Source organism: Bacillus sp. FSL M7-0307, from assembly GCF_038627835.1.
GTDB classification, from domain to species: Bacteria; Bacillota; Bacilli; order Bacillales; family Bacillaceae; genus Bacillus; species Bacillus altitudinis.
In genome coordinates this window covers 782,266-808,004 of record NZ_CP152023.1, presented here as the reverse complement: position 1 = coordinate 808,004, position 25,739 = coordinate 782,266, and the positions used below count along the sequence as shown (strand labels likewise).

Annotated in this window: 26 protein-coding genes and 2 other annotated features; of the genes, 8 read left to right on the top strand and 18 right to left on the bottom strand. The window is 40.1% G+C overall.

The features are described 5' to 3' along the window. Positions 1–44: 44 nt before the first annotated feature. The 13 genes from MHI41_RS04000 to MHI41_RS03940 form a co-directional block, all read right to left on the bottom strand. The gene (locus MHI41_RS04000) at positions 45–326 is read right to left on the bottom strand and encodes a hypothetical protein (RefSeq protein WP_017366847.1); all 282 of its coding nucleotides are present in this window, start codon (positions 324–326) and stop codon (positions 45–47) included. A 356-nt stretch (positions 327–682) separates the two neighbouring features. Beyond that, on the bottom strand, positions 683–1,975 hold the full coding sequence (locus tag MHI41_RS03995) for a hypothetical protein (protein ID WP_281215897.1): 1,293 nt from the start codon (positions 1,973–1,975) through the stop codon (positions 683–685). A 17-nt stretch (positions 1,976–1,992) separates the two neighbouring features. Continuing rightward, positions 1,993–2,559: a hypothetical protein gene (locus MHI41_RS03990; protein ID WP_282834003.1), complete on the bottom strand. Its 567-nt coding sequence runs from the start codon at positions 2,557–2,559 to the stop codon at positions 1,993–1,995. A 174-nt stretch (positions 2,560–2,733) separates the two neighbouring features. After that, on the bottom strand, positions 2,734–4,653 hold the full coding sequence (thrS, locus tag MHI41_RS03985) for a threonine--tRNA ligase (RefSeq protein ID WP_272511855.1): 1,920 nt from the start codon (positions 4,651–4,653) through the stop codon (positions 2,734–2,736). Positions 4,654–4,704: 51 nt separating this feature from the next. Then, positions 4,705–4,929, bottom strand: a binding site (T-box leader). Between the two features lie 38 nt (positions 4,930–4,967). Further along, positions 4,968–5,191, bottom strand: a binding site (T-box leader). 74 nt (positions 5,192–5,265) lie between these two features. Then, entirely contained in the window at positions 5,266–6,450 is a 1,185-nt protein-coding gene (locus tag MHI41_RS03980) for a DUF1835 domain-containing protein (protein WP_056703346.1), read from the bottom strand. 274 nt (positions 6,451–6,724) lie between these two features. Further along, positions 6,725–7,555 carry a DNA alkylation repair protein gene (locus MHI41_RS03975; RefSeq protein ID WP_056703342.1) on the bottom strand — a complete coding sequence of 277 codons (831 nt, stop codon included), beginning with the start codon at positions 7,553–7,555 and terminating at the stop codon, positions 6,725–6,727. 213 nt (positions 7,556–7,768) lie between these two features. Next, a complete protein-coding gene (locus MHI41_RS03970; protein WP_282834002.1) occupies positions 7,769–8,956 on the bottom strand; it encodes an MFS transporter in 1,188 nt (395 codons plus the stop codon). A 26-nt stretch (positions 8,957–8,982) separates the two neighbouring features. Further along, a complete protein-coding gene (locus MHI41_RS03965) occupies positions 8,983–9,810 on the bottom strand; it encodes a MerR family transcriptional regulator (protein ID WP_282834001.1) in 828 nt (275 codons plus the stop codon). Positions 9,811–9,944: 134 nt separating this feature from the next. Further along, positions 9,945–10,463: a hypothetical protein gene (locus MHI41_RS03960; RefSeq protein ID WP_282834000.1), complete on the bottom strand. Its 519-nt coding sequence runs from the start codon at positions 10,461–10,463 to the stop codon at positions 9,945–9,947. 32 nt (positions 10,464–10,495) lie between these two features. Then, the gene (locus tag MHI41_RS03955) at positions 10,496–10,906 is read right to left on the bottom strand and encodes a DUF6508 domain-containing protein (protein ID WP_017366840.1); all 411 of its coding nucleotides are present in this window, start codon (positions 10,904–10,906) and stop codon (positions 10,496–10,498) included. Between the two features lie 146 nt (positions 10,907–11,052). Then, the gene (locus tag MHI41_RS03950) at positions 11,053–11,811 is read right to left on the bottom strand and encodes a methyltransferase domain-containing protein (RefSeq protein WP_282833999.1); all 759 of its coding nucleotides are present in this window, start codon (positions 11,809–11,811) and stop codon (positions 11,053–11,055) included. Between the two features lie 444 nt (positions 11,812–12,255). Continuing rightward, entirely contained in the window at positions 12,256–13,647 is a 1,392-nt protein-coding gene (rlmD, locus tag MHI41_RS03945) for a 23S rRNA (uracil(1939)-C(5))-methyltransferase RlmD (protein WP_282834026.1), read from the bottom strand. A gap of 96 nt (positions 13,648–13,743) precedes the next feature. Then, positions 13,744–14,613: a DNA-3-methyladenine glycosylase gene (locus MHI41_RS03940; protein ID WP_019743545.1), complete on the bottom strand. Its 870-nt coding sequence runs from the start codon at positions 14,611–14,613 to the stop codon at positions 13,744–13,746. Between the two features lie 431 nt (positions 14,614–15,044). Between MHI41_RS03940 and MHI41_RS03935 the strand changes: the two genes are divergently transcribed. From MHI41_RS03935 to MHI41_RS03925, 3 genes are all read left to right on the top strand, one after another. Next, positions 15,045–15,551 carry a hypothetical protein gene (locus MHI41_RS03935; protein ID WP_007496625.1) on the top strand — a complete coding sequence of 169 codons (507 nt, stop codon included), beginning with the start codon at positions 15,045–15,047 and terminating at the stop codon, positions 15,549–15,551. A 131-nt stretch (positions 15,552–15,682) separates the two neighbouring features. Next, on the top strand, positions 15,683–16,642 hold the full coding sequence (corA, locus tag MHI41_RS03930; RefSeq protein ID WP_007496624.1) for a magnesium/cobalt transporter CorA: 960 nt from the start codon (positions 15,683–15,685) through the stop codon (positions 16,640–16,642). 35 nt (positions 16,643–16,677) lie between these two features. Then, the gene (locus tag MHI41_RS03925; RefSeq protein ID WP_282833998.1) at positions 16,678–17,172 is read left to right on the top strand and encodes a DUF2716 domain-containing protein; all 495 of its coding nucleotides are present in this window, start codon (positions 16,678–16,680) and stop codon (positions 17,170–17,172) included. Positions 17,173–17,206: 34 nt separating this feature from the next. Here MHI41_RS03925 and pdaA read toward each other — a convergent pair whose 3' ends face one another. Both pdaA and MHI41_RS03915 read right to left on the bottom strand, forming a co-directional pair. Next, on the bottom strand, positions 17,207–17,998 hold the full coding sequence (gene pdaA, locus MHI41_RS03920; RefSeq protein WP_019743543.1) for a delta-lactam-biosynthetic de-N-acetylase: 792 nt from the start codon (positions 17,996–17,998) through the stop codon (positions 17,207–17,209). A gap of 102 nt (positions 17,999–18,100) precedes the next feature. Continuing rightward, positions 18,101–18,292 carry an SE1561 family protein gene (locus tag MHI41_RS03915; RefSeq protein WP_003218031.1) on the bottom strand — a complete coding sequence of 64 codons (192 nt, stop codon included), beginning with the start codon at positions 18,290–18,292 and terminating at the stop codon, positions 18,101–18,103. A gap of 147 nt (positions 18,293–18,439) precedes the next feature. Between MHI41_RS03915 and yfkAB the strand changes: the two genes are divergently transcribed. The 4 genes from yfkAB to MHI41_RS03895 all read left to right on the top strand — a co-directional run bounded on the left by yfkAB (position 18,440) and on the right by MHI41_RS03895 (position 21,761). Continuing rightward, positions 18,440–19,561 carry a radical SAM/CxCxxxxC motif protein YfkAB gene (gene yfkAB / locus MHI41_RS03910; protein ID WP_017366833.1) on the top strand — a complete coding sequence of 374 codons (1,122 nt, stop codon included), beginning with the start codon at positions 18,440–18,442 and terminating at the stop codon, positions 19,559–19,561. Positions 19,562–19,568: 7 nt separating this feature from the next. Further along, the gene (locus MHI41_RS03905; protein WP_025206933.1) at positions 19,569–20,405 is read left to right on the top strand and encodes a mechanosensitive ion channel domain-containing protein; all 837 of its coding nucleotides are present in this window, start codon (positions 19,569–19,571) and stop codon (positions 20,403–20,405) included. A 102-nt stretch (positions 20,406–20,507) separates the two neighbouring features. Continuing rightward, positions 20,508–20,909, top strand: a complete 402-nt coding sequence (locus MHI41_RS03900) for a nuclear transport factor 2 family protein (RefSeq protein ID WP_045034480.1) — start codon at positions 20,508–20,510, stop codon at positions 20,907–20,909. A 132-nt stretch (positions 20,910–21,041) separates the two neighbouring features. Continuing rightward, the gene (locus MHI41_RS03895; RefSeq protein ID WP_007496614.1) at positions 21,042–21,761 is read left to right on the top strand and encodes a YebC/PmpR family DNA-binding transcriptional regulator; all 720 of its coding nucleotides are present in this window, start codon (positions 21,042–21,044) and stop codon (positions 21,759–21,761) included. A gap of 374 nt (positions 21,762–22,135) precedes the next feature. Here MHI41_RS03895 and MHI41_RS03890 read toward each other — a convergent pair whose 3' ends face one another. The 3 genes from MHI41_RS03890 to MHI41_RS03880 form a co-directional block, all read right to left on the bottom strand. Continuing rightward, positions 22,136–22,897 (bottom strand): YfkD famly protein, encoded by a 762-nt coding sequence (locus MHI41_RS03890; protein WP_224559743.1) that lies wholly within the window; start codon positions 22,895–22,897, stop codon positions 22,136–22,138. Between the two features lie 88 nt (positions 22,898–22,985). Next, positions 22,986–24,053, bottom strand: coding sequence for a calcium/proton exchanger (cax, locus tag MHI41_RS03885; protein WP_142154424.1), 1,068 nt, complete (start codon positions 24,051–24,053; stop codon positions 22,986–22,988). 65 nt (positions 24,054–24,118) lie between these two features. Next, positions 24,119–24,496: an OsmC family protein gene (locus tag MHI41_RS03880; protein ID WP_025206931.1), complete on the bottom strand. Its 378-nt coding sequence runs from the start codon at positions 24,494–24,496 to the stop codon at positions 24,119–24,121. 75 nt (positions 24,497–24,571) lie between these two features. On the opposite strand from MHI41_RS03880, the gene MHI41_RS03875 reads away from it, so the two are divergent. Further along, positions 24,572–25,735: an MFS transporter gene (locus MHI41_RS03875; protein WP_099496391.1), complete on the top strand. Its 1,164-nt coding sequence runs from the start codon at positions 24,572–24,574 to the stop codon at positions 25,733–25,735. Positions 25,736–25,739: the final 4 nt, after the last annotated feature.

Sequence of the window (25,739 nt, the reverse complement as noted above, 5' to 3'; positions counted from 1 at the left end):
AAAAAAGCTGCTGAGACATGCTCAAGCAGCTTTTTGGTTCTGTATTAATGAAGCACGATTTGTTCATTCATCAAATCAATGGCGTAAAGCGATTGCCCATATTCATCTAATAGAAGGTATACTTTGAGCGGGGCAGTGGTTTGATCTGTTTGCTGCGTGAATAGGACACAAGTGAATTTTTCAATCCCATCTGGCAGCTTGCTTTTCAGAAAAGGATGAAGAATAGGAGAGATTCGAAGGGTATCAACATCTTTCAGCCAAAGCTCATCTTGTAACGCAGGATAATGGTCAACCAAAAACTGACGAAACACTTCCAATGTACTCAAGGTAGATATCCTCACTTTCTTCTAACTTGGCTTCAAACTCACCTAAAAACAAACGGAACCAACTCATCATATGATCTCGGTACACGTATTTTCGCATACGGCTTGAGACATGATCACTCACTTTTTAGACTTGATACTGTAGATCAACTGTACTGTCACGAATGTTTAATATGTATAACGTTTCCTATGTCATCTCATTGACTCCACCACGAATCCAAACAATGGACCTATGATCATATTCTTACCTGTTTTCTTTCGTGATGAAACGACAACTTCCTGCTACAATATTCCATTTTTCTGCAAAAAAGAGGGAGATGGGACAAAAAAAGAACAGCACCTCACTGTTCTTTTGGAAGTTATGAAAGGTCTGTCAAAGAGAACACTTCGCCGCTCACTGCATCAACGCCATCATGACAATCGAGCTTGCCGCATAAAACATATTGTTTTTGCACATCGTCATAGACATAGATGGGTGTAAGTTCGAGGCGTTCTCTCAATGTTTCAAAGGCTTCTTTCTGAGTTATGGTGATTTCACTAGCTGCTTGAGATGGATTGAGTATCCCACATACTTGAAACATCTCTTTTTTATCTATGTAATTAATGGCTTCAAAAGTGCTGGCATCAATGAAGACCTTGATTTTATCCATAAATCCACAGTCTTCTTGCTCATTCGTTTTTAATATCGCATGGATGTATCCATGATCACGTTGGAGTGTTTTTAGAACCCACTTCCCTGTATCCTTTGAATATTTTTGCGCCAAAAAGGTTCGAACCGCTTTGATACACTCATCCTGGTCTTCTTTTGATATCGGGAAGGAATCTGGTGACGGTTCCAATGAGAAAGCTTGTTCAGCTGAAATGTTCTCATGAATGTCCATTTCCTTTTTTTCAAAGGCATTGTTTATCGGTTCAATCCACTCAATGACTTCATTCATGTGTATACAATGCGTTTCTTCACGCCCAAGCTCAAACGGAAGAGTTCCTGTTCCATCGTTCTTCACATAGATTTCTTCTAACGCATAAATAGACCGGATTTGATTGTGCTCGAAGGAAGGCCATTGAAACAGCTGCACTTGCTGCTCAGCTAAGTTCTCCACCTGATCAAGGGAAAGCACATACTCCTCATCTTTCAGTAATGTTTTGGCTAAAAATGGACCGTGGTGTGTAAAGTACATGAGCTGTCCATGTTCATTCCATTTCACTTCGATTCTGCCTGAAGGTGCTACTTTCACACCATCTATTGCTTCTTCGAAAGAAAGTTCCCCTTTCTCCTTCTGATGCATATGAAAATGCTCTCCATAGATCAACCCTGTTTCTTGTTCGATCCATTGAATGACATGAACTGGATAAGGTCTCTTAAACGTGACACCATGCTGCGCATAGGTTTTGTCCATAACAAAAATAACTGATTCGGTCTGTCCTGTATTCAAGTTCACTTCAATGACAGCTGTGCCGTCTGGGTTTAGATCATCGTCCTCGGGTTCCGTTTCATGAGAGGGAAACCATTCCATATTCAATGTATACACCGTTTCATTGAACATATTGACGTAGCGATGAAAACTGTGTCTTTTTAGATAGTAAAGATCTAAGCCAAATGTCACCTTTGTCTGATCGATCAGTTGTTGAATGTTTGCTTTCAATAAATTCACCTCAAAATGATGATGTTTTATGGAAGAATAAAAATAACGATAAAGATGAAAATGACGATTGCCATAAAAAATCCTAAAGCGATTGCCATTATATTTGACTCTTTTGTGTAGCCTGTTAATTCACCTACAGTCGATCGGTCAATTTTTCTAAAACGAAAAAGCATGCTTATATTTAAAATGGCTAGAACCATCAAAAACAAGAAAATGATCAATGCAGGATCGACGTCACTGAATGCATTATCCACATTTTGTAAAGTGAATGATTGAATAAACATAATGACACTCAATATGATTTTCCACACATGATCTAATCGTTTTTCTTTTTCCCACTCTTTCCCTAATTTCTCTTTTTCATAAATAGCTACCTGCTCTAAAATAGGGATGAAAGACTTTGTTGTTCCTTTTCTGATAAAGCCTAAAATGCCTTGGATAAGGATTAAAATTCCTAAACAAAAAAGGAAATGTGTCAGTTGGATTTTAACAATTTGAATCAACATTAAAAAAATGATGATCATAAGTCCGACAAATAAATTAGAGATAGCGATTTGTTTTGTCCTCATCTTTTTTAGTGCAGCTTGTTCCATGTGATAAACTCCTCCTCGTTTCAAATTTTTCTGATAAACGCTCTATCCTTATTACGATTTTAACGAAAAAATGTTTCAATATTTTCCCTTTCAATTGTCAATTCGGCTTTTTCACAAATGAAAAGACGCCCACCATTCAATGAACGTCTTATCCTTCTTCATGAAATCAGCACATCATATTTGAGCTGTTCTGTCTTTTATTTGCTGGGCTGCCAAGTGTTTAAAGTCATCAATAGACAGCAGCTTTGACATTTTTTCTCCATGTTGTCTGATGTTCAGTGTTTTTTCTTGCATTTCTGTATCTCCAATGACAGCGATATAAGGAATTTTTTGCATTTGCGCTTCTCTCATTTTATAGCCGAGTTTTTCATCCCGTTCATCGATTGTGACTCTAATTCCGATATTTCTTAATTGCTGCTGCACCTCTATGCAGTAATCAAGGTGAACGCTTGAGACAGGTATGATTTGTACTTGGATTGGTGAGAGCCATAATGGGAAGACGCCGGCAAAATGTTCAATGAGAATACCAAGGAACCGGTCAAGTGAACCAAAAATGGCACTATGAATGACAACTGGCCGCACCTTTTCATTTTTCTCGTTGATATATGTTAAATCAAATTTCTCTGGCATTTGAAAATCCAGCTGAATTGTGGCGCACTGGTGGCTCCGCTTTAGTGCATCTTGAATATGAAAGTCGATCTTCGGACCATAAAATGCCCCATCTCCTTCATTTAAATGGTAGTCAATCTTTAACTGATCAAGCACATTTTTTAGCGCTTTTTCGGATATATCCCAAATAGCGTCATCCCCTAATGCTTTTTCTGGACGAGTGGATAGTTCGACTGTATACTCAAAACCAAATGTCCGATACACATAATCAACTAATTGAAAAATCCGTTTGATTTCAGCTTCGATTTGATCTTCTCTTAAAAAAATATGGGCATCATCTTGGCAAAATGTTCTGACCCTGAACAATCCATTTAATGCTCCGCTGAATTCATGACGATGCACCTGACCAAATTCAGACATTCTAATCGGAAGGTCTCTATAGGAATATAAGTTATTTTTGAACATGAGCATATGCCCTGGACAGTTCATCGGCTTTAAAGCAAAACTTGTATCGTCTACTTCTGAGAAATACATATTCTCATGATAATGATCCCAATGGCCTGACTTTTCCCAAAGTTCTTGGTTCATCATAAATGGCGTACTTACTTCTTCATATTGCGCTTGACCTCTCACTTCTCTAGAAAAGGTCATTAATTCATTTCTGACAATCTGACCTTTTGGTAAATAAAACGGCATGCCTGGCGCTTCTTCTGAAAACATAAAGAGGGATAACTGTTTCCCTAATTTCCGGTGATCACGTTTATTTGCTTCTTCCATGAAATGAAGATAATCAGCTAGATGATTTGGATGCTGAAACGCTACACCATACACTCGCTGCAAGACATCCTGATTGCTATCTCCCCGCCAATAAGCCCCTGCCACACGTGTTAATTTAAATGCCTTTAAATACCCTGTAGAAGGTAAATGAGGTCCACGGCACAAATCTATAAATTCTCCTTGCTGATAAATCGTGATGGCTTCTTGTCGAGGAAGACTTTTTAAAATATCCAGTTTATATGGATCATGTGCAAACATCACTTCAGCTTCTTTGTAAGAGACCTCCATTCTTTGAATTAGGTGATTCTCGTTTATGATGTTTTTCATCTCTTTTTCAATCATTGCCAAATCCTCTACGCTTAACGTTTGATTCAGCTTCATATCGTAGTAAAATCCATTCTCAATGACAGGTCCGATCCCCAGTGTCACATTGTCATATAACCTTTTCACAGCTTGGGCTAATACATGTGCAGCTGTATGACGTAATACTTCCAGCCCTTCTTTTGAATCAAGTGTTAGAATCGAGAGCCCCGCATCGTTGTTTAACGGATAACTTAAGTCCACTGTCTGATCATTGATCTTTCCCGCTACTGCTTTTTTTCTTAAACTTGGGCTAATATGGGAGGCAACCTCTGCGACAGTCGTACCTGCGGAGAACTCCTTGATCTTTCCATCTGGAAATTGAATTTTCACCATTTTTTCTCTCATCACTGACACACCTTTCTCTTTTTTGAAATAAAAAAACACACCCATCCCTCATAGAGGGACGAATGTGTAATCCGTGGTTCCACCCAAATTCCCATAACGCGTATTCGCTTTATGGCTCTGGTGCCGTAACGTGGCGTAGACGGTATTGGATACTGTAATGTTCCCCAATACAGCTCAAAGGTGGTAAGATAGCTTTTCTGCGTTAGGAAGATTTCACCGTGACTTCCCTCTCTGGTAACCGATAAAAGCTGCTCATGTCCTTTTCAAAGCAATCATGCTATAAAAGTAAACAAAAAAAACACACCCATCCCTCGTAAAGGGACGAATGTGTGATCCGTGGTTCCACCCAAATTCCCATAATGCGTATTCGCTTTATGGCTCTGGTGCCGTAACGTGGCGTAAACGGTATTGGATACTGTAATTTCCCCAATACAGCTCAAAGGTGGTAAGACCATTTTTCTGTGTTAGGAAGATTTCAGCGTCACTTCCCTCTCTGGTAACCAGTAAAAATGGCTCATGTCCTTTTCTTCGCTTTTAATTTCTCCATATCTTACATGATGATGATGGATCATGTAAAGGATTATTTTGTGCAGTGATAACGAAATTCATTCTTTAAATGTAATATTGTGTGTATTCACTTGGGCTGTATTCAATTTGAAACGCAGGAGATAAGGCTCGTTTCACTTCTTCAGTGATTCGCTCTCCTTCTTGATTGAACTTTCTTTCCATGTCTACACCATTTGGCAGCAAATCATCGGTTTCTTCGTCAAACCAGCGGCCATACTGTATATTCCAATTCCATAACTTTGAGAAAAGGGTATCACTCATTGGTACATCATCTCTTTCTAAATGACATTGACAATGCCCGCAATGAAAAGGTTCACCACCGTAATCTCCTTCAATTTTCACAAAAGGATGATCCTCAAACTCTCGACAGCACACCCATTTTTTGAAGTTCTGACCGAACTCTGTCAGTTTAATCGAGTAATAACGCATGGAAGTTCTTTTTCCTTTCATGTCAAACATCCCTTGATCAATTAATGTCTTCAATCGATATTCAATAAAATCATCGCCGATATACTGATCTAAATGACCAATGACTTCTCCTATTAAGCGTGGAGTGACGATATACTCCTCTTCTGGCGCGGACTGATGAAGCCGCTTAGCCATTTTCACTAAATAAGCATCAAATTCATCTTCTGGTACGCTGATCACTTGTCCTTTTTGCCATATCCGCAGCATATGATTTTCTTTAGCAAGTGAAAGCCATTCGTTTTGTAATCTTTCTCTTTCTTCTTTTGTCACTGGGTGAATATGCTCTTTACTCTCATACAAAATTTTAAATTTTTCAGATGCGATTTCTCCGGAATGTCGAAGGATCATTCTTCTTGTATTCGTATTGAACAGCTGATCAAATGCTGTCGTTATATTGATTACAGACAATTCAATGCTTTTCTCTTTTAATAAATAGATGGCATATCGCAAGGCAATTTGCTCATGTGCATTACTGCCTGTCCAGATGAGTATACGACTGCCAGCTTTTATTTCTTTTATTTGCTGAAGCATTCTATGCTGATCGTTGACCATGTCGTCAAAATAGCCAAATTCATTTGACATCACGTTACGCAGCCATTCTATACGGTTCGCTTGTCCTTCATGTTCGTGTAAATGTAGAAGTGGTCCAATTGAATAGATATCATCAAAAGCGATGACATCATCTATTTGTTTTTGCTTCATTTCACGTATTGCTTGTTTTAAACTACCGGCAGCTGCCGCCCCAAATATGATATGTATCATCATTCGTCTCCCTTTATCTTACATTTTATTTCATCTTCACCTATTCATGGTTCTTTCGTCAATTCTATTGAGTCAATTTCATTCAAAAGTATGACAAGGAGATGATTAGATCTTTACAGAAGTAATCATGGCAGAACAGTGGAAGCTAGACTTTTACGAAAAACAAAAAGCCCCACGAAATGGGGCCATTTGCGTACAACTCTCTGAGACTTTCTTTCCGATTGATTTATCGATAGAAATCTCCTCATAAAAGGAATGTAGATCATGCTCTAATTCACAAATTCCCCTTCACAATCGTTCTTTTGGCTTTCTTAACAATTCTGCTAGTCGCTTTTGTATCAGAATCCATTGACCACTGTTCGCACAGGTTTCGTACCCAATCAGGCTGTGTTTTACTAGCGTCATTCAGCCAGTTTCCTACAGAATCTTGAACATATGTTGATGGATCAGATTTGAGGTGATTTAGAATTGGCAGTGCTCTTTCTGGCTCCTGTTTTAATAACTCAATATGCTTTGTCCATACACCTCTTGGACGGATTGCCTCTACAGAGAATCGACGAATATTTTCATCCTCACTTTTTGCCCATTCTGTTAAATATTCTATACTTTGATCGAGCTGCTGACTTAGACTTTCTCTCACTGACATCCAAGCAATTTCGCGTACACCAAAATGATGATCAGCTGCAAATGGCTGAATGTACGCTAGTTTCTCTTCTAAAGAGGATGAATGCTGTTTGTTCATATAAGCAGCCCAGCAGCGGACGCTATCAGATATGTGACAACTGCATGCCTGTATGACTTCCACTCTTTTTTCCTCATTTTCTTCCTGCAGCATTTCATCTAACAAATGACCGATAAGACGAATCGCTTTCATGCCTGACTCCGCTTTTTGTTTGGCGATTTCTGCTGAAAGATCGATTAAATGTTTGTCTAAACCAATGGACGGCAAAACATGCTGTAATAGAGTCACATGATTGACAGCCAGCCATTCAGTTAAATTGACACTCTCTAACTCTCCCTGATTCAAAAGAATCAAGACGTCATGAGGAATGTCACTCCCCTTTCGAGCGCCTTTACGATTGATGATCTTCTCACTTATTGGCATTATGTATTCTCTCCTGTCTAGTAGTACTTTTGTTTGACATACATTTTTAAAATAATTTATTATTCACCCTTAAAAAGCTAGTGTGAAATTGATCCCTTCATTCTTTGGATATTTACTCCTATTGTAGCAAATAAACTTCTCAACTGGTGCATTCTTCAAATCAAAAAAGGAACTACCGAAATAAGTAGTTCCCTCAATACTAGTAAATCTATGTTACCTTCCTTGCTCGATCACCTTCAAACTCTTCTGCTGAGAGATTCTGTCAAACGCCACCATCAAGACGGTCATGAGTAAAGCGAGAAGAACCGTTCCAGCACTGATCCAGCTCAGGTGCAATATAGATGTCCTGCTCAATACAATCCCCCCTAACCCCGAGCCTAAAGCAAATCCAAATTGAATAAATGATGTATTAACACTTAATGCGATATCAGGAGATTTCGGTACAAGGGTTACAAGATATAGCTGCTGAGCTGGTGATGTACTCCATGTAGCGATCATCCATATCATGATAACAGCCACCATGACCACGAGATTCCCTGTGACAAATGCTAGTAGCATGAGCATCAAGATTTGCAAGATGATGCCAGAAAAAATCGTGAAGATGGGTCCTTTTTTATCTGCTGCCATCCCTCCAAGACTTGATCCTAAAAAGCTGCATATTCCCGCTAGTAACAAAATGCCACTGATTTCTGTGATGCTAAGGTTGGCTGATGCTTGCAGGAAGGGCGTTAAATAGGTAAATAACGTGGAATATCCACCTACATAAAATAGCGTCACTGCCACCGCAAGTAATATACGCTTGTCTTTTAAAATCGATAATTGCATACGAAGTGTCACCGGTTCTTGTTCTTTCATAGAAGGGATCCGCCTATACACCACAATCAGCGGAATAAGCGTGATCACTCCAATGGCTGCGAATAATGCTTTCCATCCGATCATACTGCTTAGAAATGTCCCGATTGGAACGCCTAAAACCAAGGAGCTGCTTAATCCCATTAAAATGATGCCAATCGCTGTTCCTCTTTTTTCTCGTTCCACAAGACGAGTGGCCACAGCCATTGCCACCACAATGGCCGTCCCTCCACTAATTCCTTGTAAAACCCTTGTCATCAGCACCATTTCAAACGAATGGCTGACACTTGTGATGATATTACTTAAAGTAAAAATGATCAGCATCCATGATAATATTTTTCTGCGGTCGATATTGATGGTTAGTGCAATGACAATCGGTGCGCCGATTGCTGCTGAGAGCGCTAAGGATGTGACCAATAAACCAGCAGCTGATGTCGTGACCTGTAAATCATCTGCGACCATTTGAATAATCCCTGTAATGATATATTCGATTGTTCCGATTAAAAAAGCTGCTAAAGCAAGTAAATAGACAACGGTTTTATTTTGCATCGTGACGTTTCTCCTTTGGGCCATGTTTACGATTTGATTTCATTTTTAATAGGAATTTGAATTTCAATGAGTCTGCCTTCTTCATTTTCTGACAATGGGTAATAGATTTCTCGGCCCGGCTGATCATCTTTCACGCGGTATCCGTTATGTTCGATCCATGTCGCCAAGTCAACACAAGCAGTTTGTGCGGATGGAGAATGTGAATGAGATAAGAGTGTCGCCATGGTGTCTTCTGCAGGTAACGTGCGAATTGTCATTCCCTGAGGAAGAGAGCACCTGAACGATTTGACGGAATACCCCACCTCAAATTCGAACTCACTTTCTTTATTCAATGATTCTCTCCATAGCACCACTTGTGGTCCCGAGATCGATTCTTGTTGATGTTTATGTAATAAATGATGAAACATTTGAAAGAATGAAGGGATTTCGTCAACAGTTCCGTTGGATTGAAAAGACATGATACGTTTGCTTTCAACCGATTTGATGATGACCTCCTGTTCTTTTTCAACACAGCCCTCTCGTTTGATGAGATGCATCCGCTCCTTAATACGCGCTAATTTCTGTTGTTCTCTCTCGATCAATTGCTGAATCTCACTCTCTTTCAAGAGAAACATGCCCTGAATCTGCTCGACAGAAATATCTTCACGAAGAAGCTGCCCCATTTGCTTTAACGTAAAGCCTAATTCCTTATAGAGAAAAATTCGATTGACCTCAAGTAGCTGCTCAGCTGAGTAATAACGGTATCCCGAATCTTGATCGATCTGCTGTGGCTTTAATAAATCAATTTGGTCATAATATCTTAAGGTTTTAACAGGCACTTTACTTAACATAGAAAAATCACCGATCTTGAACATCCTGCATCTCCTCCGATTTGTTGATCTGATCACAGTATAAACCTTTCAGTTAAGGGGAAGGTCAACATGAAGTTGATTAAATTTTTCAAAAGCACGAAAAAACCTAGATTTCTCTAAAATCTAGGTTTTGCTCATTATCCTACTATTTTTTCTAACAATCCCATCGCTTCAACAATCTTTATATCACCCATAAATCGTTGCAAACTTACTTTATGCTCTTTCTTTTGTAAATCTGTTGAATAACCTAAGCATATATTAAAAATACGATCTAACCTTTCTCCGTCTCCACTATAAAAATAATTCGTCACTACTCCATTATTTTCACTTGCAAGAACCACAACTGTAGCCATCTCTAATACATACTCAATGTCTTCTTTAGAAATCGTTCGATCCTTTTTATTAGCATTCTTGAATTCATGACTATGAATAGAACGAATCCTACCTTCAAGTAAATTGAGTATAGATTTCTTATAAATGACATACACACTGTGAATATGACTTTTATCAGGACAATAGGGATCTTGTAAAATGAATTTTATACGTTCATCTTCTTTTTCAATTTTTATTGCATCAAGATCATATAATAAAATTTGATCAATTTCTTCTATTTTCATAGGAGGAAAAGTATCTACTGCACCTGTTTTATTTTTCATATGATCACTCCAATAATTGAAATAAACCGCTCTTACTCCAAACAATCCAATCTTTCGAGACACTTCAACATGTTTCCACTTTTAAAGAAATTGAATATGGCTCCCTCACTAAATCGCTCAGCTCTCAAAACCCCCATGATGAGAGCAAGTACACACTGCGCATTTAAATTTGAAATGTCCACATGCTCCATATCGTTCGTTCCCCATTCAATGCCATTTTCTTTGAGGATTTCTCTATAGTGGGTAAGTTCCATTTCTTGATGCTGTTCTGCAAAGGTATAGACATCTTCAATAAAGCGTTGGACCGTTTCGGAATAATTCACAAAGGGCATCTGGATTGGGCGTTCAGCTGTTCCATCATTTTCCTGATCGATCACCCATTCTCCGATATGATCCTCCTGAAGCATCGGTATGTATTTTGTCAAAATCTCAAATTGACTCATCGTTATCCTCCTCTATTTTTTAGAATGCTTTCAAGCCCGACAATAATAAAAGGAAACATTTTCAGGCCATGTATCGTGCATTCAGGAGTGACATTAGTTCAGAATTAAGCTGGAGCCTTCAAATAGATCGAAGGCTCCATTTCCAACTAAATTGCTTTAGCTAAAATCATAAATCGGTGTTGTTTTGCGTCAAAATAACCCTTTTGTTCAATGGTTTTATGAATGGTGTATAATTCATCCTTGAAATTACTTATTTCAAAACCTGGCACTTGCCAAGGAATTGCTTTTAGATAATACACCAATGCTCCGATATCATAAAATCTTAGAATGGGGAACTCTTCAGCACTTTTCAACACCTCAAAATGATTCTCCTGTATCTCTTTTAAAGCTAGCTGTAAGTTCCAATCAATAAATTCTTCATTTATTGGTACCCTTAGATTCTCATTAATCTCTATGCAATCGAGTCCACCGACTTGTTGAGTTAGAAAAATACCTTCTTTCGAGATAATTCTTCTCACCTCTTGAGATGAAAATGACTCATGTTGATTGATGATAAGATTAAATTTTCCAGTCTCAAACGGCAAATTTTCATCATTAGAAATTTGAACTACCTTAACTCCTAAAGGGGTTAATCGTTCTTTTGCGACAGGTACATTAGGTAAGTAACCTTCTGTAGCATAAACTGATGTTGGAAAAGGTCTTAATTTTGATAAAAACTCTCCACCACCTGTTCCCATGTCCAGCATTGATTTTGCACTTTGAACAAGAGAAGTAGCTATACTACCATATGACCATGAAAGCAACTCACTTTTCATTCTTCCAGTTTCAGATATGAATGAGAAATCCCACCCAACAAAAGGTTCATCTGCTTGTTTTATAAATGAAGAAAACTGTTTGTCATTCATCATAATCCCTCCAATTATCATTTTGCAGTTTTAATGTTTAAATAATAGGTGGGCCTCTTACGAATATATAAAGTTGTTATATTTCATGTTCTTTTAGTCTCATATTCAATAACTCCCTGTAAGAATCTTGATTTTTGACATTCATTCCAAAATTCATTCAACTGATATTTGAGTAAGACATGATTTTGTTTGAGAATCGAGAGTTCATGATGGATGTCTCATTATAGAGGTCTAAGTACAATGATAGAAGAGAATACGAAAAAAGAGCTTAGGAAAAAATAGATTGTTAGTTAAAGTAAAACCCCTCCTGTTGGAAGGGTTTTTTCATTTAGTTACTGCCTTTTCTATTGCTGTTTTCGGTCCACCAATTTCGTCTGCTGTGGGTCCATATATAGTTGGAATCGTTTGAATGCATTTTGGTCTATCATAGCTGTCATTCCCTTTTTATTTAAGAGATAAAGACACTACACACTCCACATGCGCCGTATGCGGGAACATATCAACTGGCTGCATGTATTCGATTTTGTAGTCTTTTGACATGTATTCGAGGTCTTTTGCTAGTGTAGATGGGTTGCAAGAGACGTAGACAAAGCGTTTTGGTTTGACTTGTTTGACAGTGTCTAGGAAAGTGCGCTCGCAGCCTGTTCTTGGCGGGTCGACGACGATAACATCGGGACGGAAGCCTTCTTTAACCCATTTTGGCAGCCAGTGTTCGGCTGTGCCTGTCACATAAGTCGCGTTTTTCATGCCGTGTTTTTTGGCATTTTTCTTCGCGTCATCAATTGATTCTTTGATGACATCCATACCTCTTACTTCTTTTGCTCCATCTGAGAGCCACATTCCAATGGTTCCAACGCCGCAATACGCATCGACGAGCTTTTCTTTTCCTGTCAGTTTGGCCGCTTTTTTCGCTTCGTCGTAAAGCTTTAATGTTTGCTTCGGATTCAATTGGAAGAAAGCCCGTGCACTCAATTCAAAGGAGATGTCTCCTAAAAATTCTTGGATGACCATGTTGCCAGCTAGGTGCGATGTTTTATGCCCAAAGATGACTGACGTTTTTTCGCCATTGATATTGTGCATAATAGACGTCACTTCTGGCAGACGTTTTTGAATGGCTTCGGCGATTTCTTTTTTCTTTGGAAACTCAGGCTTTGATGTGACAAGGACGACTTGGACTTCACCTGTTTCAAAGCCGACACGCACAACAATCGAGCGCACGTCGCCTTTTCTTGTCCGCTCGTTGTAGACAGATACGCCGAATTTCTCTAAAATTTTGCGGACGACGCCTGTTGTTTTATTCGTTTTCGGATGCTGGACGATACATTCCTTGATCGGAACAAGTTTATGGGAATTCAGCCCATAAAGCCCTGCGATGATGTCGCCGCTATGTGATCTTCCGACTTGGAACTGACTTTTATTCCGGTAGTGCCATGGATCTTCCATACCGATTGTTGGTCTAATGTCGATCTTTTCAACCGACAGCTTTGTATGACGCTCCATTGATTGAATGACAATATCGCGTTTTTCCTTTAACTGCTGCTCGTATGCCAAATGCTGAAGCTGACAGCCCCCGCACTCTTCGTATACTGGGCACGGCGGTTTCACTCGATGTTCTGAGCGCTTGCGGACTTTCCTCACCGTACCTTCTGCATATTTTGCTTGTACATTCGTTGCTTCAACTACTACTTCCTCACCTGGAAGTGCACCTGGGACAAAGACCACTTGCTTTTTAAAATAACCGACCCCTTCCCCATTAATGCCAAGGCGTTTAATGGTAAGCGGGAACTGCTGTCCCTTTTGCAGAAGGGCTCCTTGCTGTTTTTCTTTCACGTTTATTCTCTCCGTTCTATTTAAACCTTTATCGGTTGTCCTCATTTTATTCCATCTGAATAGTATATCACGACTTGGACGAAGAGCGAAAATGCCTTTCAATTATTTATCTGTCTCTATACTTCTCCATAAATAAAGGGAGGCGTAGCTTAAATACGGTGCCCACTCCTTGCTTAAAACTGCCATCTCTTCTTTTGTTGGCTTTTCTGGCAGGTCAAAGTGACGTTTGATCGCATTTTGAATCCCGATATCTGCCATTGGAAAGAGATTTGGTCTTCCAAGTCCATTCATGAGGACATTTTGAACCGTCCAAGGTCCAATCCCTCTAATCGGAAGCAGACGTTCTTCAATTTCAATATCCGTTAAGTCGTGTAATTCTTCTAAATCCAGAGAGCCGCTCACTATTCGCTTTGAGACATCAATCACATATTCCGCTTTTCGCTGACTGAATTGCAGTTTTCTCAAATCATCGGTTTCAAGTGATGCAATGGTTTCCGGTAAAGGGTCAAACCAGACGCCGTCGATTTGCTCACCATACGTTTGAACAAACCGTTTTGTCAGCTCATAAGCAAATGCAAGATTGAGCTGTTGATGAATGATGCATTTCATCAAGCAATGATATAGATGGAAATCCAGCATAAGCGGCGTTCCGATATGACGTTCAAAAATGGGCGCAAGATTTGTTTGAGCAAAATGGTCATGCACGGCATGTAATTGATGCTCCATGCCAAATATCCGCTTCACCTCAGAAAGGATGGCTTCCTCCGGTCCGTTAGCCTGTACCCGGAACGAAGGCGCTTCTTTTGTTCCTGTCGCTTGAACGACTGCAACGTACGGTTTATGATTCAGCCTCATCGGTACTTTGATTTCTCTTTTATCCAGATCGACCGCCTTTAATGGATCGCTCGACAAACGTCTCAGCACTTGATCGAAGTGATAGGGCGGTTCAACCAATAGGTGTTTTTCCCACATGTTTTTCCTCTTCCTTTCTGCCAACACGCAGATGTGATTGTTTCACTTTGCATGAATGATTCTCTATATTGAATACTTTTAAATATAAAGAGTACAAGAATTTATCAGTTATATCTTCCTTATTTATGGTCATTCTCCTTTTGGATAGATGAAAATTTTTAGTCGAATTTAGCTAAAATTCGACAGCAATCTTCAACATTTTAGGATCATTTTCCTTAAATTAGAAATAGAACCTATGGGTGATATCTTCTGTTTCAAAAATATTTGTATAATTATGACATATCAAGGAGGTGAACAAAGGAATTAGCGGATTAGGCAATCATTTGTTTCATCTTGCAGGAACATATTTACCTCATTGATAACCGGCTTCACCTAGTTTCACGTTTTACTAAAAGAAGACCCAAAATTTAAAAACAAAGGAGATCCGACCAATGAAAAAAACAATTCTTTCTGTTGCCCTTGCCACTGCTGTTTCTTCGACACTACCAGTATTCGCTGACGCTGCTGAGCAAAAAACTGCTCCAGTTTCAACAACTATTCAGCAAACTGTGTTAAACAAAGCTGCTGAAGGTAAAGCAACGACAAATGCGACAAATGTTAACATTAACTTTGACGTACTTGGAATTGCCAATGCATTAATTAATGCTGCAAATGCTAACACAAACCGTGAAGGCTTTGTCAAAGGATTAATGGAGTCTGCTTTCTATGCTGCTGGCGCAAAATACAATGTTATGGTATTTAACTTAAGCCAAGGCTATGAGACTCGTTTCAACGGTGTTAAAACGTTTGCTACTGTTAAATACGGAAGCATTACGTACGGAGTTTGGGTATTTGAAAATGGATCTTTCACAAACAAAGGTGATGGCGGTTACATCAACTGGGCATTTAGAGGTTGGTTCGACCGTAACGGTGGTTTCGTCAACTTCCGTCGTCCTTAATTCTCGCTTTATCCATCAATCATACACGCACATTGGACCGATCTCAGCGATGAGATCGGCTTTTTTATGGTGAAAACGTATAAGTTCACCGCTGCTGCTTCATGATATAATGCAAGTCTGGAGGGGTGCACATGCTGAAAAAACTTGCAGTGACAAAAAACGGCGACTTGATTGAACATGCAACATTGCAGCAGCTTTCAAGCCCCGATATTGCCTGGTATTGGATTGATTTTTATGCGCCAACGGAAAAGGAAGCAGCACTGTTAAAGGAATTTTTTCAGTTCCATCCGCTTGCGATTGAAGATTGCTTCCATTATTTACAGCGGCCGAAGCTTGATTTTTATGAAGGGTATTTATTTTTCGTTCTTCATGCCCTCAATCAAAAAACACTTCGATCTGAGGAAGTCGACCTGTTTGTTGGAGAAAACTATATCGTTACTTTTCATTTGAAGGAAGCACCCTACATTGATCGAGTCATTCGAAAGCTCAAAGGGTCTGATAAAGCACGAGAGAGCGGTCCAGAGCATATGGCTTATATGCTGATTGACCAGCTCGTCGATGATTATTTTCCTATTATTTATCAAATTGAGGACAGGCTCAATGAAATCGAGGATGAAGAAGGGCATAAAACGTATGGTACATTAATGAACGAAGTATTCGGGATTAGATCCGATTTGCTCAAACTGCGCAGAACCATTATCCCGATGAGGGACCTCTTATATCGAATTGTGAACACGAATATGATGAAAAGCGATGCAAACCGGCAAGCATATTTTAATGATATTTATGATCATCTATTGAAACTAACAGAGATCGTTGAGTCAAACCGTGATATGACAGCCGATTTACGAGACAGCTATCAAACACTAAATTCCAATCGAATGAATGCCATCATGATGACACTGACCATTGTCTCGACGATTTTTATTCCACTAACCTTTATTGTTGGGGTATATGGGATGAACTTTGATAACATGCCTGAATTACACTGGAAATATGGCTATTTTGGCGTACTGATTTTCATGGGTTTGCTTGTCTCAGGGATGCTTTTGTGGTTTAAACATAAAGGATGGTTTAGGATTTTCAAATAGTTTTTTGAGAGAAGTGCTTGAAAGGGAGATATACTATGGAAAACTGGATTCCACTGACAGACAAAGAACTAAAGCACGCATGGAAAACATTTGATCAAAAGTTTAAATTTAAACCAAGCATCTCTCGCTTTCCTGTTTTTCAAGCACCATCTCCTTACATCACATATGATATCTCTGCTTATTTCGAGGACCCTTCTCTCCTAAGTGCGGATGAAGACCTTGAAAAGAAGGCACTGCTGTCTTTTCAGGAGAATATCACCGGAACCGGCGAATATATGCAGGTACTTGATTGGCAGCACGAATGCTATTGGATCACACCATACGGCTCATTTGAAAAAGATGAATTTGGAGAATGGAGAGTTCCTGTGCTCCCAAATGGAGATGACTATTTCTTTTTATCAAAAGAGATGACCTGGGGTTTACTAGGACATCCTTGGGAGCAAAGCATCACGATTTTCGGTGAGGGCTTGATTGACTCCTTTACTCGTCATCGTCCCCTTTTGTTCCAGCGTATAATAAGAGAAGGATAATTCAAAAAGCTTGCAGATGTCTGCAAGCTTTTTTCTATAGCTGAGGGAGATGCCATACTTTTTCAAGCATGAGATCGTCTAAGCTTTTAAAGGTATATCCTTGTTTTTTTAAAGCAGTGATGGCATCATCAAGTGCCTCAGCATTGTCCCTTGAGACGGTATGAAGTAAGTAAATGGCACCCGGATGCGCCTGTTTCATCATTTGATTGTACGCATACTGTTTTCCTTTTTGATGGTGGATATGCCAATCTACAAAAGCTACTGACCAGAAAACGCTTTGGTAGCCAAGCTGTTTCGTTTCCTTTAGTACCCTTTCACTGAACACCCCGCGCGGTGGACGAAGGTAGAGGTTATCTTGTTTTCCTGTGATTTTGTATACCGCTTCATTGACACGATCCAGTTCTTCTTTGATTTCTTTCGTGCTCTTTGTTGTTAAATCTGGATGGTGATAGGAATGGTTGCCAATAATATGACCTTCCTCTGCCATACGTTTGACGAGCTTGGGCTGGTCCTTTACGAAGTGCCCAGTCACAAAAAAGGTGCCTGGTACTTGATGCTTTTTCAGCACGTCCAAGATTTTGGGTGTGTACCCATTTTCATAGCCATTATCGAAAGTAAAATAAATCTCTTTCTTTTTCGTATTTCCTAAATAGAAAGCATCATATTTCTTTAAGAGTGTCGTCAGTTCCTTGCCGGCATCTGCTGGCTTGTGCCCTTTGCTTTTAGCAAATCCCCAATGAATAGGCTGATTAGACACGGCTTCTAAGTTTGAAAAAGGCATCGATACAAAAAGCGCACATAGACAGATCAGTATGCATTTTTTCATTTACGTCACTTCCCGGTTTTTCTTCTATTGTGCAGAATATACCGGGTACTCATACACTTTTTGACCTGCCAATTTAAAGAAAAAAGCCCGCATCAGCGCGAGCTATTCTTCCTTCCAATCGGTTTTAAACCGTTCATATTTCGCTTCTAGGTCGTCAATCATCTGGATGAGTCTGTCTATATCCTCAACGTCTGTGGATTCAGGATCTAATGAATCAATCACATTCATAAACATATCTAATCGGTTCTTTAAATAATCAACCTGCTGCTCTTTGCTGTCTGCTGCCTTGCCCATAGATACACTCCCTTTAGCATTTGTTTATAGCTTATCTTTTTTTCCTTTGTAAATCAATTGTGTCCCCTCTTGCGTATAACGGTGATGGGGCTTAAAATTAACTGTTGGCGGGTCTATGTTTGCCCGAATGAAAAGGAGATAGATACCATGAACCAAAAAACAGCACTTCGTCCGATTACACCTGCATTCGACCCTTGGGAAGCCTATCTCGATGTGCAGGATTACGGAGAAATGAAGCTGACAAATATTGAATTGACGACAACGACGTTGTGTAACATGAGATGTGAGCACTGTGCGGTTGGCTATACGCTTCAACCTAAAGATCCGAATGCACTGCCACTCGATTTACTGCTTCGCCGTTTAGATGAAGTACCGCTCTTGCGTTCCCTTAGCATCACAGGCGGAGAACCGATGCTGTCTCTGAAATCTGTACGGGAATATGTCGTTCCTTTATTAAAGTATGCCCATGAACGCGGCGTCCGTACCCAAATTAATTCGAATTTAACACTTGATTTGGCTCGATATGAAGAAATTATTCCATACTTGGATGTCCTACACATTTCACATAACTGGGGAACAGTCGAAGAGTTTGCTACGGTTGGTTTTGCAATGATGGACCGAAAGCCAACCTTTGAGCAGCGCGAAAAATTGTTTAACCGCATGATCGAGAATAGTCAGGCACTTGTGAAAGCGGGTGTAACAGTATCTGCTGAAACGATGCTGAATAAGCGTACGCTTCCTTATATTGAACACATCCATCGTCAAATCGTGGACGAGATGAAATGCCAACGCCACGAAGTTCACCCGATGTATCCAAGTGATTTTGCCAGCGCCCTTGAATCATTATCGCTTCCACAAATGCGGGATGCGATTCATCAGCTGCTCGATGTTCGTGATGAGAACACATGGATGCTGTTTGGCACATTGCCATTTTATTCATGCAGCACAGATGAAGAAGACCAGCGCCTCTTGTCTCGATTGCGTCAAGCGAAAAATGTGACAGTACGAAATGACCCTGATGGCCGTTCACGGTTGAATGTGAATATTTTTGATGGGAATATTATTGTGACAGACTTTGGCGATACACCGCCATTAGGAAATATTGAAACCGATACGTTGCAATCAGCTTATACACGCTGGATGAACACAAAATTGGCAAAAGAACTGAATTGTCATTGCCCAAGTGTGCAATGCCTTGGTCCGAATGTTCTTGTGAAAAACAGTTATTATCAAGATGTTGATTTTACTTCTCGTACAGCCAGGGGGTAACCGATAGATGGACGAAACATTTCTGACAGTGGTCAAGAACAAATACATTGAAATTCTCCTTGTTGGACTCATTCTTTGGCTTGCCGTCTTTATGATCAACAAAGCGCTTCAGATTTTCTTTAAACGCACTGAATTCATTGAAGACAAGAAGAAAAAAACGATTGAGAGCTTGGTCAAATCGGTTTCAAAGTATACAGCTTCCATATGTTTTGTCTTATATGTGATTTCTCTATTTTTTCATGACTTTGGGAAAATCCTTGCGGGGGCTGGTGTCGCTGGAATTGTCATTGGTTTTGGTGCTCAGACCTTAATTCGTGACATTTTAGCTGGCATCTTCCTCATTTATGAACGGCAAATTCATAAAGGTGACTATGTGACGGTCAATAATCTTTTTAACGGAACCATTGAAGAAATTGGTCTCCGGTCTTTGCAAATTAGAGAATGGAGCGGCAAGCTGTTAACCATTTCAAACGGAGACATTCGTCAAATCCAAAACTACAATATGCACTACATGCGAATCACAGAGTCAGTCTTGATCAGCGCAAACCAAAATCCTGACATTGCTTTCAAGGCGCTAGAAACAGCATGTGATCAGTTAAATCAAATGCATCATGATTTACTGAAAAAAGATGAATTCCAAAACGCCATTGAACCTTTTCAGGTTCATGGCATTATGGGGCTCAATAAATTGAATCGCGGGATTGAGATCACCGTAAAAGGAATGGTCGAGGATGAAAAATACTTTGAAGCCGCCCTCGCTGTGCGAAAAGAAATGATCACACAACTTCATCAGCATGATGTGAAATTGCTTGAGGATCTCGTCTATCCACAGCCTGCAAAATAACCTCATTTGTGATGGGGTTATTTTTTTTTAATTGTTTTTAGTTAACCAGTTAATTATAATGTTATATAGTTCACCGGTTAACTAAAAGAAAGGATGTTTACATTGAAAAAAACTGAAGCGATTTTTTTTATTAAGCAAATGTATCAAGAGGTGTTAATCCAATTAGATATAGAAAAGGTGGAGACTTATTTTTCTTCAGATTATCAGCAAGTCACTGATGGAAAGGTCTCTTCCCTTGAAGAATTTAAAAAGCATCTCTCCACATTAAAAGTCATGACCAAACAGCTCGACATCCCCGCCTTTCATGATATGTTGTTTGATGAAGAGACTCAGCAAGGGTGTTTTCGTTACACTGTACATGTTGAGCTGTCCACAGGAGACCACGGTCTAATAGATGTGATGGCGTTATTTACTTTATTAGATGGTAGAATCATTCGGTGTGATGAGCTGACTAGACCGCATGAGAAAAATAAGACGCTTGAACAACTTGGACATATCAGCTAAGGAATTCTTTTCTTTTCAGCCCTCTTACTTCTATCCTCTTGACTGATTCATGTATAATAGAAAGCAGATTGATTTCATGCAGCATGGGGACCCTCATACTGTGTATTTACTAATTGAAAGAGAGTGAATAAGATGGGTCGTAAATGGAACAACATTAAAGAAAAGAAAGCATCAAAGGATGCCAATACAAGTCGTATTTACGCAAAATTCGGGCGTGAAATCTATGTGGCTGCCAAGCAAGGTGAGCCAAATCCAGAATCAAACCAAGCACTTCGTTTTGTCCTAGAACGTGCAAAAACATATAGTGTCCCAAAACACATTGTGGACCGTGCGATTGAAAAAGCCAAAGGCGGCGCAGAAGAGAACTTCGATGAGCTGCGTTACGAAGGATTTGGTCCAAACGGATCTATGGTGATTGTTGATGCCCTGACCAATAACGTCAACCGCACAGCGTCTGATGTTCGTGCAGCATTTGGGAAAAACGGCGGAAATATGGGTGTCAGTGGATCTGTTGCTTACATGTTTGACCAAACAGCGGTGATCGGTGTCGAGGGGAAAAGTGAAGAAGAAACGCTTGAACTTTTAATGGAAGCAGACATTGATGTACGTGACATTATGGAAGAAGATGATACGGTGATCGTCTACGCTGAACCAGATCAATTCCATCAAGTTCAAGAAGCGTTCAAACAGGCAGGCGTAGAAGAATTTACTGTCGCTGAAATCACAATGCTGCCTCAGAACGAAGTGACATTAGATGATGAATCGAAAGCACAATTTGAAAAACTCATCGATGTATTAGAAGAGCTTGAAGACGTGCAGCAGGTTTATCATAATGTGGATTTAGGGGAATAATCAGCTAAGCCATCGTAGTTGTTGGATTCATTCAACTTCTGCGTTGGCTTTTTTATTGTCTAGGTAAGGTTTACGTTCTACTCAAGACCATGTAATATGAAGATAGAGTCATTCCCACAAATAACCAAGGGGTTGAGTTTCATTTTTAAAACATGGTGGTTTTCGTATTCTGGCTTTATGATCCTCCCTTATATTGGCCTATGCTTTATTTTCAACAATTTGACGATATTCACTAAAATCATTTTCTTTTTTTTCATTATATGGTATTTATATAACTCCTTTGATTTTTACATTCATGAAATGAAAAAGAAAAAAGATAGGACATCTTAATCAAAAAACAGTCATCTCCCCTTGGTAAGAGGAGATGACTGTTTTTAATTCATCCCTTGAAACCCAAACGTCAGGTGATCCTGAACAGGAATCCAAGCGCCGATTCCTTGTGAGGTCACATTTTTTACGACAAGTTTGCGTTTATTTCCCTTGAGCACAAGGTACACTTCTCCGTAAGTAACCTTTCCTTTTTCGTTAATGGCTGGAGCGTATGCATGCAGGGTTGCTGCTTTTTTCGGAGATACGTGGTAGGACTGATCTCGTTTTGTTCCTGCACCAATCACTGTGTCGAAGGCGAGCGGAAGTTTTGTTTTTTGGATGGCTTTTTGCATCATCAATGTTTTCACATCTTCTGGGTTTGGTACTTTTGCTGTGAGCCCTCCACTTACTTTTACTTGTTGCTTTTGCACATATTTGCCGATGGCTGTTTTGTTTCCGCCTCTATTATCAATGTGATTCGTGTTCACTTTTTTGTATTCCCAATTGGCGACGGTTTCGTTTGAATCATAGCTGAGTGCCCATCTTCCAAGAAAAATCGTTGCCCTGTAGCCAACTGCTAGCGGTGTACCTGAGATGCTGGATTCATTCAGCATTTTAATCAAATGTGTATTTTCAATTGGTACACTTGTTGTTTTAAATAATTCGGCCGTCAGCTCGCTCGGCTGGAGCAGCGGTTGATCCTGTGACGCATTTGGATACGTATTTTCCTTTGAGATACTGGCGACAGACGATGGCACCTTAAACGGCTTTGCTGCCTCGGCTGGAAAGCTGTATAGAAAACTTAAGGATAAGAGAACAACAAACATGATGCGGGGCATCTTTTTCATATCATCACTCTTTCTCATTCATTTTTCCATAGTATTTTCCCGAAAGACGTCCCTTATCCACAAAAGATTATAAAAGGAAAAATCCAATCGCCATAATGAAATAGGCAGCGAGCAATGTAGCACCTTCAAACCAGTTCGTATCCCCATCATTTGAAAGGATGACCGTCAGTAAAACAGAGGATGCCATGGCAATGAGCTCTGGTAATGAGAAGATCAGTGGCATTTGCTTTTCAAAAAACAGAGAGCTGATCACAAGGATCGGTGCGACCATCATGGCGACTTGAAGTGTGGAACCGAAAGCAATTTCCACTGCGACATCCATTTTGTTTTTATACGCCATAATCACAGCAGAGGCGTGTTCTGCTGCATTACCGACAATCGCAACAATGATGACCCCGATAAACAGTTCGCTCCAGCCAAACTGTTCTCCGACCGTGTCAAATGTATGGACGAGCCGCTCTGAAATATACGCCACAGCAATTGTCGCAAGGAGTAAAATCGCCGTGGCAAACTTCCCAGACCATTCTGGTGTCTCTTCTTCCGTCGCGGCTCCCCCTTTCGCAATTTCCTGCTTGGCAACATAAACACCTCTGTGGCTGACCAGTTTGAAATAGAGCGCTGCGACATAAAGCAAAATCATCACGATGCTAATGCCGATACTTAAAACAAATTGACGATCTTCTGCCATCCCCATGGAAAAGACTTCTGGAATGACAAATGCCACAATAATCGCAAACATAAGCAGCCCAGAGTTATGCCTTGCATCGTGTACATTGAACTCTTGTCGTTTAAATTTCAATCCGCCAACGAAAAAAGACAGTCCAGCCACGAGCAGTAAATTGCCGATCACTGAGCCAGTGAGTGAAGCAAGGACAATCGCGGTGAGTCCTTGTTTTAATGCAAAAAATGAAATGATTAATTCTACTGCATTTCCAAAAGTAGCGTTTAATAACCCACCAATTCTTGGTCCCGCTATAATGGCAAGACTCTCTGTCGCTCTTCCCATATAACTTGCAAGACCGATGATGGCGATACAATAGACGGCGAACATGACAGCCTGCGGAAAATGAAGAAAACTGCCAATTACAGATAATGGAACACCGATTGCGACAATCACTAGAAACAAACGATTCATACAGCCAATCTCCTTTACATCATATCTGACTGTTATTCTTTCGTGAGTGCCGGCATCATATACATTTAGATTCGTTCGTGTGAAAGGGTGATATCGATCGTTCCTTTCACGGATTGCACCATGGAGCAATGCTTCAACGCAAGTTTCATTACTTTTTCCAGCTGTTCATCAGAGGTGCTGATGCTTTCAAAGATCATATGTAAATGAATATGAGTGATTTTGTTTACAGTTCCTTCTCTTGTCGTTTCAGGCGTAATGGTCAGCCCTTGATAGGATATTCGTTTTTTCCGGCATACATGAATGACCATTTCTCCAAAACAGCCCGCAATGGCTGAGGTGAACAATTGAGATGGTTTGTATCCCGTTTCTTCATTTCCTGAAATATGTAGCTGCCTTTGATCAGCATTTGCGACCCACCGATCATTTTCGTATATCAGCTTCATTCCTTTTCCACCTTTCTATTGAAACCCCTATGGTTCCATTGTACGATGAAAGCATGAACTTGTAAGGAGCTTCTTATGTCGAGAATTCATTTTATGATTTTAATTTTACTTGTATCCGTATCTGGTTTTTCACAGGGAGCGTTACTGCCAGTTATTTCGATTATTTTCGAACATGCCGGCACTTCCCCGACGTTAAACGGACTGCATGCCACCGGCTTATATCTCGGCGTGCTGCTTGCGTCTCCTTTTATGGAAGCGCCGCTGCGTCGCTTCGGATTTAAACCATTGATCGTCATTGGGGGCGCTGCTGTCTTTTTAAGTTTGTTTAGCTTTGTCTTTATTGAATCTTATGTCGTCTGGTTCTTCTTGCGGCTGATGATTGGCATCGGTGATCATATGCTTCATTTCTCCACACAGACGTGGGTAACCTATGCCTCATCATCTAGAAATCGCGGGCGAAATATTTCATTGTATGGGTTATCCTTTGGACTCGGTTTTGCCGCTGGCCCTTTTTTAACACCACTCATTGAAATCAATCCATCTTTGCCGTTTATTGTGTCTGGTGCAGTTAGTTTGTGTATTTGGCTGCTTGTGTTTGTTTTAAAAAATACATATCCTGATACAGGTGAAATGCAGACGTCAGAGCAGACAAATAGTTTGAAGCGCTTCAAGAAGGCGTTCCAATTTGGCTGGGTAGCGTTTATGATGCCGTTTTGCTACGGCTTTTTAGAAACGACACTCAATAGTAACTTCCCTGTGTATGCGCTGAGAAGCGGGGTGACGATAGATGCTGTTGCGTTTATTTTACCTGCGTTTGCGATTGGGAGTATTGTTTTTCAGCTTCCTCTCGGGATGCTGAGTGACCGTTTCGGCAGACGCCGCATGATTTTAGTCGTGACACTCGTCGGTTCATTCTTTTTCCTTTTAGCAGGGATTTTCATTCAGTCCGTTTTGGCTGTTGCGATCTGTTTCTTTATCGCAGGTATGGCTGTAGGTTCCACCTTCTCACTTGGCATCAGTTATATGACGGACTTATTGCCAAAGCATCTGCTGCCTGCTGGGAACTTAATGTGCGGGATGGCGTTTAGTGCAGGAAGTATTCTCGGTCCGGTTCTTGGCGGATTCTTTGTGCAGACGTTCGAGGGTATGAATTTACTCTATCTTGTCAGTATCGTGATTTTATTTGTGTTTTGCTGTGTTCGATTTGGGAGGACGCTGGCAGTGGTTGAAAGTAACTAAATGG

What these genes read in the sequence shown, in the direction of transcription:
- MHI41_RS03990 (WP_282834003.1), bottom strand. Translation starts at nt 2,559, where the DNA reads ATGGAACAAGCTGCACTAAAAAAGATGAGGACAAAACAAATCGCTATC.
- thrS (WP_272511855.1), bottom strand. Translation starts at nt 4,653, where the DNA reads ATGAGAGAAAAAATGGTGAAAATTCAATTTCCAGATGGAAAGATCAAG.
- MHI41_RS03980 (WP_056703346.1), bottom strand. Translation starts at nt 6,450, where the DNA reads ATGATACATATCATATTTGGGGCGGCAGCTGCCGGTAGTTTAAAACAA.
- MHI41_RS03975 (WP_056703342.1), bottom strand. Translation starts at nt 7,555, where the DNA reads ATGCCAATAAGTGAGAAGATCATCAATCGTAAAGGCGCTCGAAAGGGG.
- MHI41_RS03970 (WP_282834002.1), bottom strand. Translation starts at nt 8,956, where the DNA reads ATGCAAAATAAAACCGTTGTCTATTTACTTGCTTTAGCAGCTTTTTTA.
- MHI41_RS03965 (WP_282834001.1), bottom strand. Translation starts at nt 9,810, where the DNA reads ATGTTCAAGATCGGTGATTTTTCTATGTTAAGTAAAGTGCCTGTTAAA.
- MHI41_RS03960 (WP_282834000.1), bottom strand. Translation starts at nt 10,463, where the DNA reads ATGAAAAATAAAACAGGTGCAGTAGATACTTTTCCTCCTATGAAAATA.
- MHI41_RS03955 (WP_017366840.1), bottom strand. Translation starts at nt 10,906, where the DNA reads ATGAGTCAATTTGAGATTTTGACAAAATACATACCGATGCTTCAGGAG.
- MHI41_RS03950 (WP_282833999.1), bottom strand. Translation starts at nt 11,811, where the DNA reads ATGAATGACAAACAGTTTTCTTCATTTATAAAACAAGCAGATGAACCT.
- MHI41_RS03940 (WP_019743545.1), bottom strand. Translation starts at nt 14,613, where the DNA reads ATGTGGGAAAAACACCTATTGGTTGAACCGCCCTATCACTTCGATCAA.
- MHI41_RS03935 (WP_007496625.1), top strand. Translation starts at nt 15,045, where the DNA reads ATGAAAAAAACAATTCTTTCTGTTGCCCTTGCCACTGCTGTTTCTTCG.
- corA (WP_007496624.1), top strand. Translation starts at nt 15,683, where the DNA reads ATGCTGAAAAAACTTGCAGTGACAAAAAACGGCGACTTGATTGAACAT.
- MHI41_RS03925 (WP_282833998.1), top strand. Translation starts at nt 16,678, where the DNA reads ATGGAAAACTGGATTCCACTGACAGACAAAGAACTAAAGCACGCATGG.
- pdaA (WP_019743543.1), bottom strand. Translation starts at nt 17,998, where the DNA reads ATGAAAAAATGCATACTGATCTGTCTATGTGCGCTTTTTGTATCGATG.
- MHI41_RS03915 (WP_003218031.1), bottom strand. Translation starts at nt 18,292, where the DNA reads ATGGGCAAGGCAGCAGACAGCAAAGAGCAGCAGGTTGATTATTTAAAG.
- yfkAB (WP_017366833.1), top strand. Translation starts at nt 18,440, where the DNA reads ATGAACCAAAAAACAGCACTTCGTCCGATTACACCTGCATTCGACCCT.
- MHI41_RS03905 (WP_025206933.1), top strand. Translation starts at nt 19,569, where the DNA reads ATGGACGAAACATTTCTGACAGTGGTCAAGAACAAATACATTGAAATT.
- MHI41_RS03895 (WP_007496614.1), top strand. Translation starts at nt 21,042, where the DNA reads ATGGGTCGTAAATGGAACAACATTAAAGAAAAGAAAGCATCAAAGGAT.
- MHI41_RS03890 (WP_224559743.1), bottom strand. Translation starts at nt 22,897, where the DNA reads ATGTTTGTTGTTCTCTTATCCTTAAGTTTTCTATACAGCTTTCCAGCC.
- cax (WP_142154424.1), bottom strand. Translation starts at nt 24,053, where the DNA reads ATGAATCGTTTGTTTCTAGTGATTGTCGCAATCGGTGTTCCATTATCT.
- MHI41_RS03880 (WP_025206931.1), bottom strand. Translation starts at nt 24,496, where the DNA reads ATGAAGCTGATATACGAAAATGATCGGTGGGTCGCAAATGCTGATCAA.
- MHI41_RS03875 (WP_099496391.1), top strand. Translation starts at nt 24,572, where the DNA reads ATGTCGAGAATTCATTTTATGATTTTAATTTTACTTGTATCCGTATCT.